This is a genomic window from Pseudomonas protegens, from assembly GCF_003732485.1.
GTDB lineage: Bacteria > Pseudomonadota > Gammaproteobacteria > Pseudomonadales > Pseudomonadaceae > Aquipseudomonas > Aquipseudomonas protegens_B.
In genome coordinates this window covers 33,885-41,338 of record NZ_MOAK01000051.1, presented here as the reverse complement: position 1 = coordinate 41,338, position 7,454 = coordinate 33,885, and the positions used below count along the sequence as shown (strand labels likewise).

The following is a 7,454-nucleotide window of genomic DNA, read 5'->3' as shown; positions in this document are numbered from 1 at the left end:
CGGAAGCCGCCGACCGCCAGCATCTGGCGGGCTTCTATGCCACGGCCTGGGGCGTGCTGCGCATCAAGGACCAGGACCAGCGGCTGTTTGGCGAGCTGGCCGGCACGCGCTTCGAGTTACTGCGCGACGAACACGGCTGGCTGCGCGCGCAGAAGAAAATCCTCGGCCTGTGGCAGCAGGACTTGGGCGATCTGGGACGGGTGCAACTGGACGTCATGAACGTTCAGGGCAACCGGGTGTTCACCGCCAAGAGCCACGGCCAGTTACTGGCCGTGGGGGAGCGGATCGAACCGGTGCCCCTGCCCGACAACTGGCTGGCCACGGTCGGCACCTATCACGCCCTCAACGATGACGAAGCCAATGCCCCCATGAGCGGCGTCAGCATCGCCCTGGAAGACGGTTTCCTGATGATCCGCAGCCTGCAACAGGGCCGCACCCTCACCGATTACATCCTGACGCCGGTGGACAACGCCCATGCGGTGATTGCCGGCCATGGCCCCGGGCTGGGCGACACCGTGCGTCGCCAGGTCAATGGGGTCAACGTCCTCGGCTACTCGTTCAAACGTATCTACAACGCCAACTACCTGAGGTTCTAAAGCACTATGAAAAGCCTGAAACGCTGCACCACCGTCGCCCTTTGGGCGGGCACGCTCGGCCTGACCACGGGGTCTGCGGCGCTGCATGCCGAGGACTGGAAATATGGCGTGCACGGCGGCGTGGCCAGCGTGCCGCGCTACAGCGGCAGCGACGAGCGCACTGTGGCGCCGATTTTCGGCGGCGAGATCATCAGTCCCTATGGCATCTTCCTCAACACAGAGCAGGGCCTGGGCTGGGGCAATGAATGGGGCGACCTGTCGTTCAGCACCTGGGTCGGCCCCAGCGAAGAACGGCGCGACAAGAACCACCTGGGCCAAGGCTCCAAGCGGCTCAAGGGCATGGGCGAGATCAAGTCCCGTGCGCAGTTCGGCGCCCATCTGGGTTACGACCTGGGCCCGTTCGAACTGGGAGCCACGGTGACCCACGCGGTGAAGAAGAATGACAATCGGGACACCGGTTCGGCTTACAGCCAGCTGGAGCTGAGTATTGGCACCAACCTGTACCAGGGACGTTTCGGCAGTATCGATGCCAGCCTCAACAGCCTGTTTGGCAATGCCGACTACATGCAGACCTGGTACGGCGTGAGCGGCACCCAGGCCGCCAACAGTCGCTTCAGCGCCTACCGCGCCAAGGGCGGGCTGGTGAGCAATGGCCTGGACCTGAACTGGACCCTGCCCCTCAACGAGCAGACCAAGCTCTCGACCCTGCTGTCCATGCAGTACCTGGGCAAGGAAGCCGGCGACAGCCCGATCGTCGATCGACGCATGCAAACGGTGCTGGGCACCCAGCTTGAATACAGTTTTTAAACCCACGGAAGCGGCCGGGAAACCGGCCGCACAAAAAACAAGCGGCCAAGCTCGAAGCTTGCCGCTTGCTTGCAGTTTGAAGCTGCCGTCAGTCTATGTGGGCCCAGGTCAGGCGAAACGAGGCCCCGCCCCACTCCGAATCCACCACCTCGACCTTGCCGCCATGCCATTGGGAGACCCGCCGCACCAGGGCCAGGCCCAGGCCGAAACCACCGGTACGCCGGTCACGGCTGGCGTCGAGCCGGGAAAAGGGTTCGAAGATCTTCTCCCGTCCGTCCACCGGCACGCCGGGCCCGTCATCGTTGACCCGTACTTCGTAGCCGTGCTCCAGGCGCACCAGGGACACCTCCACCCGCCGGTCGGCGTAGCGAATGGCGTTGCGCAGCAGATTGATCACCGCCCGGGCCATGAAGCGCGGCTCGATACGCACGTACTCGACCTGGCAGGAGCGGATCAGCAACTGCACCCCCGCCGCTTCTGCTTCCAGGGCGACGCTGCCGACCACGCTGTCGAGCCAGCTCTGGGCCTGGATATCCTCGCGATTGATGGTGGCCGCGCCGTGCTCCAGGCTGGCGTAGGACAGCAGCTCGGAGACCATTTCCTCCAGTTCGCCAAGGTCGGCGTACATGTCGGCGATCAGTTCGCGGTTTTCGTCCGGGTCCGGTTGCTGCTGCAACTGGTCCAGCTCGAATGACAGCCGCGCAATGGGCGTGCGCAACTCGTGGGACACCGCGTTGGTCAGCTCGCGCTGGTTGGCGATCAGGCCCTCGATGCGCGCCGCCATGCGGTTGAAATGCTGGGCCAGTTCGCGAATGTTGGAACGCCGGGACAGTTGCAGACGGGTGCTGAGGTCATTGCTGCCAAAACGCTCGGCGGCCAGGCGCAGGCGCTCCAGGTCGCGCCAGTGCGGGCGCACCCAGAAGTACAGGACAATGGCCAGCAGCGCGCCGAGCAAGGCATAGGCGGCGATGTTGTAGAGCAGGGTCAGGGGTGGGTCTTCCGGCAGCTTGATGCTGAGCAACTGGGGACCGCCGTCGATGCTGGAAATGAATTCGTTGAAATCATCCCGGACCACCAGTTGCTTGGCGCTCAGCAGCGCCCGCTCCCGCTCGTTGAGGTCCAGTTCGCCTGCCTGCATCAGCTTGAGCCCCAGCCCGTAATGGGGCTTGAGCAACTCCAGCTGATGCTTGCGCCCGGCCTCGTCAAAGGGCCGCAACTGCTCGCTGAGGCTGTAGGCCGGCCCGCGCACCGCATCGCGGTTGTAGGCCTCGATCAGGTCCACCGCCAGGTAGTTGAGGAAGATGTGTTGCACCGCGGTCATGGCCCCGGCAAAGCCAAGGGCCAGGAACAGGTAGAGCCCCAGAAACAGCCGCAGCATTCAAATCTCCCAGGCGAACGGATTGAACAGGTAACCCTTGCCCCACACGGTCTTGATGCAGACCGGCTCGCGCGGATTGTCCTTGAGCTTGCCGCGCAATTTGCTGATGTAGACGTCGACACTGCGGTTCAGACCGTCGAACTCGATGCCGCGCATGCGGTTCAGGATGTCATCCCGGGACAGGGTCTTGCCTGCCGCACTGGCCAGCAGCCAGAGCAGCTCGAACTCCATCGTGGTCAGTTCGATCGGCTCGCCGGACAGGCGCACATCGCGACTGCTGCGGTCGATGCTCAGCACGCCGAACTCCAGGGCACCGCGCGGGGCCGCCCCTTCCGGCACCTGGCGCCGTTGCAGGGCCCGCAGGCGCGCCAGCAGGACCGCCGGCTTGATGGGTTTGATCACATAGTCGTCGGCGCCGGACTCCAGGCCGAGGATATGGTCCAGGTCATCTTCCTTGGCGGTGAGGATAACGATGGGGGTATCGGCCACGGCGCGGATTTCCCGGCACACGTGCAGGCCGCTCTGGCCTGGCAACATCAGGTCGAGCACGACGAGTTTCGGTTTGAATTCGAGAAAGGCCGCCAAGGCCACATCGCCGCGGTGGACCGTCAGCACTTCAAAGCCATGCTGGGACAGAAAATTCGCGATCAGACCGGCGAGCTTTTCGTCATCTTCCACCAGCAGGACCTTGCCAAGACCCAGGTTTTCCATACTTACCCGTTAGCGAACGCACAATTTGAGTGCGCGCATTATAGAGGGCAAGAGGTTAAAGAAAGGCTAACGCACGCCACAAAAACCGGGCCTTGGCGCAGTTTTTTGCGAAGTTTCATTCTTTTAAGAGTTTTTAACAATTTGCCCCTGCTTTTACACAAGGGCGGCGCAAGGGTTGTGCCTTACCAGGCCGGCACGCCGCTGTGGAAGCGGAATTCCTGGTCCGGGGACTCGATCAGCTCCTGCTCGGCGGCCCGCACCTTGTCGATCACCTGGACGATGTCCTTGGCGTCGCCATATTGATAGGCCAGCTTCAGGTAGCCCTGGTAGTGCCGGGCCTCGCTTTTGAGCAGGCCGAAGTAGAACTTGCCCAGCTCTTCGTCCAGGTGCGGCACCAGGGCTTCGAAGCGTTCGCAACTGCGGGCTTCGATAAAGGCGCCGACCACCAGGGTGTCCACCAGCTTCACCGGCTCATGGCTGCGCACCACCTTGCGCAGGCCCGAGGCGTAGCGTCCGGCATGCAGCTGGCGCAGCTCGACCTTGCGCCTTTTCATCAGGCGCATGACCTGTTCGTGGTGCACCAGCTCTTCCCGGGCCAGGCGCGACATCATGTTGATCAGGTCGACATGGGAGTGGTACTTGGCGATCAGGCTCAGGGCGGTGCTGGCGGCCTTGAATTCGCAGTTCTTGTGGTCGATCAGCAGGGTTTCCTGGTCGGCCAGGGCCGCCTGGACCCAGGCGTCGGGGGTCCGACAGCCGAGGAAGTCATGTATTTCCGGGAAGTTCATCGGTGCATTTCCGAACAATCCGCCACAGCAAGGCGAGCAATGGCGGCACTATCAGTGATCGATAACATGAGGCTCACGAGACAAATAAGGCTTCACAGCGAAAGGCTGGCGATTATACCGGCCACGTCGCAGACCACCAGCGGCCGCGCTTGATATGCATCAACATCCGGCTCGGGCGCCAGCAACTATAGTTGTGCACGCTAGGGTCTGTTCCCGTTTGGTGACGAGCCGCGTTGCTGGGCCAAACGGGAACAGACCCTAGCCGTTCATCCCTCTCCTGGAGATCCCGATCATGCAAAGTATCCGCAGCATCCTGGTGGTCATCGATCCCACGCCTGGCGAAAGTCTGGCCCTCAAGCGCGCCAAGCTGATTGCCGGGGTCACCCAGGCCCACCTGCATCTGCTGGTCTGCGACAAGAAGCACGAACACTCGGCGCTGCTCAGCGTGCTCAAGAGCAGCCTGACCGGCGAAGGCTACAGCGTCACCACCGAGCAGGCCTGGAACGAGAGTCTGCATGAAACCATCATCGATGTGCAGCAGGCCGAGGGTTGCGGCCTGGTGATCAAGCAGCATTCCCATGACAACCCGCTGAAGAAAGTCCTGCTGACCCCGGCGGACTGGAAACTGCTGCGCTATTGCCCGACCCCGGTGCTGCTGGTCAAGACGGCTACCCCCTGGGGCGGTGGCGTGGTCATGGCGGCCATCGATGTCGGCAACATGGACGGCGAACACCGCACCCTGCATGCCAGCATCGTCGACCATGGTTTCGACATCGCCAGCCTGGCCAAGGCCCAACTGCACGTGATCAGTGCCCATCCGTCGCCGATGCTCTCGGCATCCGACCCGGTGTTCCAGCTCAAGGAAACCATCGAGAAGCGCTATCGCGACGAGTGCAAGGCGTTCCAGGCCGAGTTCGATATCGACGATGACCACCTGCATATCGAGGAAGGTCCGGCGGACGTGCTGATTCCCCATATGGCCCACAAGCTGGGGGCCGTGCTGACCATCATCGGCACCGTGGCCCGCACCGGGTTGTCGGGGGCCTTGATCGGCAACACCGCCGAGGTGGTGCTCGACTCCCTGGACAGCGACGTCCTGGTGCTCAAGCCGGCGGACATCATGGACCACCTGGAGGAACTCGCCGCCAAGGCTTGAGCCTCTCACCCCAACGCCATCGCGTCATCTGCGCCGTCCATGACGACGCTTTCGCCGGCAAGCCTTGCACCGCCCTGGCGGCCGTCTTCGCTGGCAAGCCAGCTCCTACAGAGCCCAATCAACCTCACCCTGTAGGAGCCGGCTTGCCGGCGAAGAGGCCCGCAAGCCTTGCACCGCCCTGACGGCCGCCTTCGCTGGCAAGCCAGCTCCTACAGAGCCCAATCAACCTCACCCCGTAGGAGCCGGCTTGCCGGCGAAGAGGCCTGCAAGCCTTGCACCGCCCTGACGGCCGCCTTCGCTGGCAAGCCAGCGCCTACAGTGGCATTCGCGTGGGAGTTATTCGCGTAGCGAAGCACTCAGCCGAGGGCATCCTTGAGGAAACCCGGGGCGATGTAGCGCTGGTAATGGGCTTCCGACAGCAGGAAAAATTCCCGATCAATGGCATCGCGCAATTCCGGCAGGCCCCACTCGCGAAACTCCGGCAACAGCACCATGCCGTAGGCGTCGAGCTGGTTGATCACCCGTGCCCCCCGGGCAATCAGCTGGTAGGCCCAGCAATACTCGGACTGGTGCGGCACGAAACGAATCTTGCGCTGTTCCAGTTGCTCGCGCAGACGCGCCGGGTCGAAGACTTCCAGCTTGGCCGTCATCACCTGCACCAGCAGTTGCTCAAGACGCAGCCAGACCGCGCGTTTCTCTTCCTCGTTGTAACCGTTCCAGTTGATCACTTCGTGATGGAAACGCTTGCAGCCGCGGCACACCAGGTCACCGTAGACAGTGGAACAGAGGCCGACGCAGGGAGTCTTGATGGTCTGATTGGGCATAGATAGACAGCACGCGGAAAAACAAAACAGGCCGGCATGTTAGCCCTTTGTCTAACATTGATCACCCCTCAAACTTTAATACGCCAACTTACGTTTAGATTTTTTTTGCCGTAGAATCAGCCAGCCTTTTTAGGCGCCAATGTCCGTTTGAAGCTGTTTTCAAAGCGTCACGAGCACAGTCGTTCCTTCAGAGCGGTGTTGGCGAGGGATTTTTCCAGCGGGGAAAAATCCAGCGCCAACCCTCATCAGCTCCCCGTTCTGCAGGCGTAAAACTTTGAAAGCAGCTTCTGTAAGGAATTGTCGGTAATTCTGGCTAAGTGGCCCACAACGCCACGCAGCGCATGAGTACGGCAATTTCGGGATGAGCGTCCCGGACACCCATTTGGGACCACTGATGAGGGTAATAACTGTGCTTGAAGCCTACCGCAAACATATCGAAGAGCGTGCAGCACTGGGTATCGTTCCCCAGCCGCTTAACGCCGAACAAACTGCAGGCCTGGTCGAGCTGCTGAAGAACCCCCCGGCTGGCGAAGAAGCTTTCCTCGTTGACCTGATCACCAACCGCGTTCCGCCAGGAGTCGACGAAGCCGCCTACGTCAAGGCCGGTTTCCTCTCCGCGCTGGCCAAAGGCGAAGTCTCCTCCCCTCTGATCGACAAGAAGCGCGCCGTTGAACTGCTGGGCACCATGCAGGGCGGCTACAACATCGTGACCCTGGTGAACCTGCTGGACGACGCCGAGCTGGCGCCTGTCGCCGCCGCTCAACTCAAGCACACCCTGTTGATGTTCGACGCCTTCCACGACGTCGCGGAAAAAGCCAAGAACGGCAACGTTCACGCCCAAGGCGTACTGCAATCCTGGGCCGACGGCGAGTGGTTCAAGAACCGCCCGGTACTGGCCGACAAGATCAGCCTGCGAGTGTTCAAGGTCACCGGCGAAACCAACACCGACGACCTCTCCCCTGCCCCTGACGCCTGGTCCCGTCCGGACATCCCGCTGCACGCCCTGGCCATGCTGAAAATGGCCCGTGACGGCATCGTGCCTGACGTACAAGGCTCCATCGGCCCGATGAAGCAGATCGAGCAGATGCGCAACGACGGCTTCCCGATCGCCTACGTCGGCGACGTGGTCGGCACCGGTTCGTCCCGCAAGTCGGCCACCAACTCGGTGCTGTGGTTCTTCGGCGACGACGTTCC

At 62.2% G+C, this 7,454-nt stretch carries 6 protein-coding genes and 2 pseudogenes; 4 read left to right on the top strand and 4 right to left on the bottom strand.

Annotated elements, in window-relative coordinates:
• Positions 1–596, top strand: a pseudogene (locus BLX41_RS12735) (serine hydrolase); the annotation flags it as partial.
• Between the two features lie 6 nt (positions 597–602).
• Entirely contained in the window at positions 603–1,403 is an 801-nt protein-coding gene (locus tag BLX41_RS12730) for a MipA/OmpV family protein (RefSeq protein ID WP_123725159.1), read from the top strand.
• Between the two features lie 88 nt (positions 1,404–1,491).
• Here the strand turns inward: BLX41_RS12730 and BLX41_RS12725 are convergent, their stop codons facing one another.
• From BLX41_RS12725 to BLX41_RS12715, 3 genes are all read right to left on the bottom strand, one after another.
• A complete protein-coding gene (locus tag BLX41_RS12725; RefSeq protein WP_123725158.1) occupies positions 1,492–2,781 on the bottom strand; it encodes an ATP-binding protein in 1,290 nt (429 codons plus the stop codon).
• The gene (locus BLX41_RS12720) at positions 2,782–3,492 is read right to left on the bottom strand and encodes a winged helix-turn-helix domain-containing protein (RefSeq protein WP_123725157.1); all 711 of its coding nucleotides are present in this window, start codon (positions 3,490–3,492) and stop codon (positions 2,782–2,784) included.
• Between the two features lie 182 nt (positions 3,493–3,674).
• A complete protein-coding gene (locus BLX41_RS12715) occupies positions 3,675–4,280 on the bottom strand; it encodes a MiaE family protein (protein ID WP_123725156.1) in 606 nt (201 codons plus the stop codon).
• Between the two features lie 292 nt (positions 4,281–4,572).
• Between BLX41_RS12715 and BLX41_RS12710 the strand changes: the two genes are divergently transcribed.
• On the top strand, positions 4,573–5,436 hold the full coding sequence (locus tag BLX41_RS12710) for a universal stress protein (protein ID WP_123725155.1): 864 nt from the start codon (positions 4,573–4,575) through the stop codon (positions 5,434–5,436).
• 356 nt (positions 5,437–5,792) lie between these two features.
• Here the strand turns inward: BLX41_RS12710 and BLX41_RS12695 are convergent, their stop codons facing one another.
• Positions 5,793–6,260: a DUF1289 domain-containing protein gene (locus tag BLX41_RS12695; protein WP_123725154.1), complete on the bottom strand. Its 468-nt coding sequence runs from the start codon at positions 6,258–6,260 to the stop codon at positions 5,793–5,795.
• Positions 6,261–6,669: 409 nt separating this feature from the next.
• Between BLX41_RS12695 and BLX41_RS35215 the strand changes: the two are divergent.
• A pseudogene (locus BLX41_RS35215) lies at positions 6,670–7,454 on the top strand (bifunctional aconitate hydratase 2/2-methylisocitrate dehydratase); the annotation flags it as partial.

What these genes read in the sequence shown, in the direction of transcription:
- BLX41_RS12730 (WP_123725159.1), top strand. Translation starts at nt 603, where the DNA reads ATGAAAAGCCTGAAACGCTGCACCACCGTCGCCCTTTGGGCGGGCACG.
- BLX41_RS12720 (WP_123725157.1), bottom strand. Translation starts at nt 3,492, where the DNA reads ATGGAAAACCTGGGTCTTGGCAAGGTCCTGCTGGTGGAAGATGACGAA.
- BLX41_RS12695 (WP_123725154.1), bottom strand. Translation starts at nt 6,260, where the DNA reads ATGCCCAATCAGACCATCAAGACTCCCTGCGTCGGCCTCTGTTCCACT.
- BLX41_RS12715 (WP_123725156.1), bottom strand. Translation starts at nt 4,280, where the DNA reads ATGAACTTCCCGGAAATACATGACTTCCTCGGCTGTCGGACCCCCGAC.
- BLX41_RS12710 (WP_123725155.1), top strand. Translation starts at nt 4,573, where the DNA reads ATGCAAAGTATCCGCAGCATCCTGGTGGTCATCGATCCCACGCCTGGC.
- BLX41_RS12725 (WP_123725158.1), bottom strand. Translation starts at nt 2,781, where the DNA reads ATGCTGCGGCTGTTTCTGGGGCTCTACCTGTTCCTGGCCCTTGGCTTT.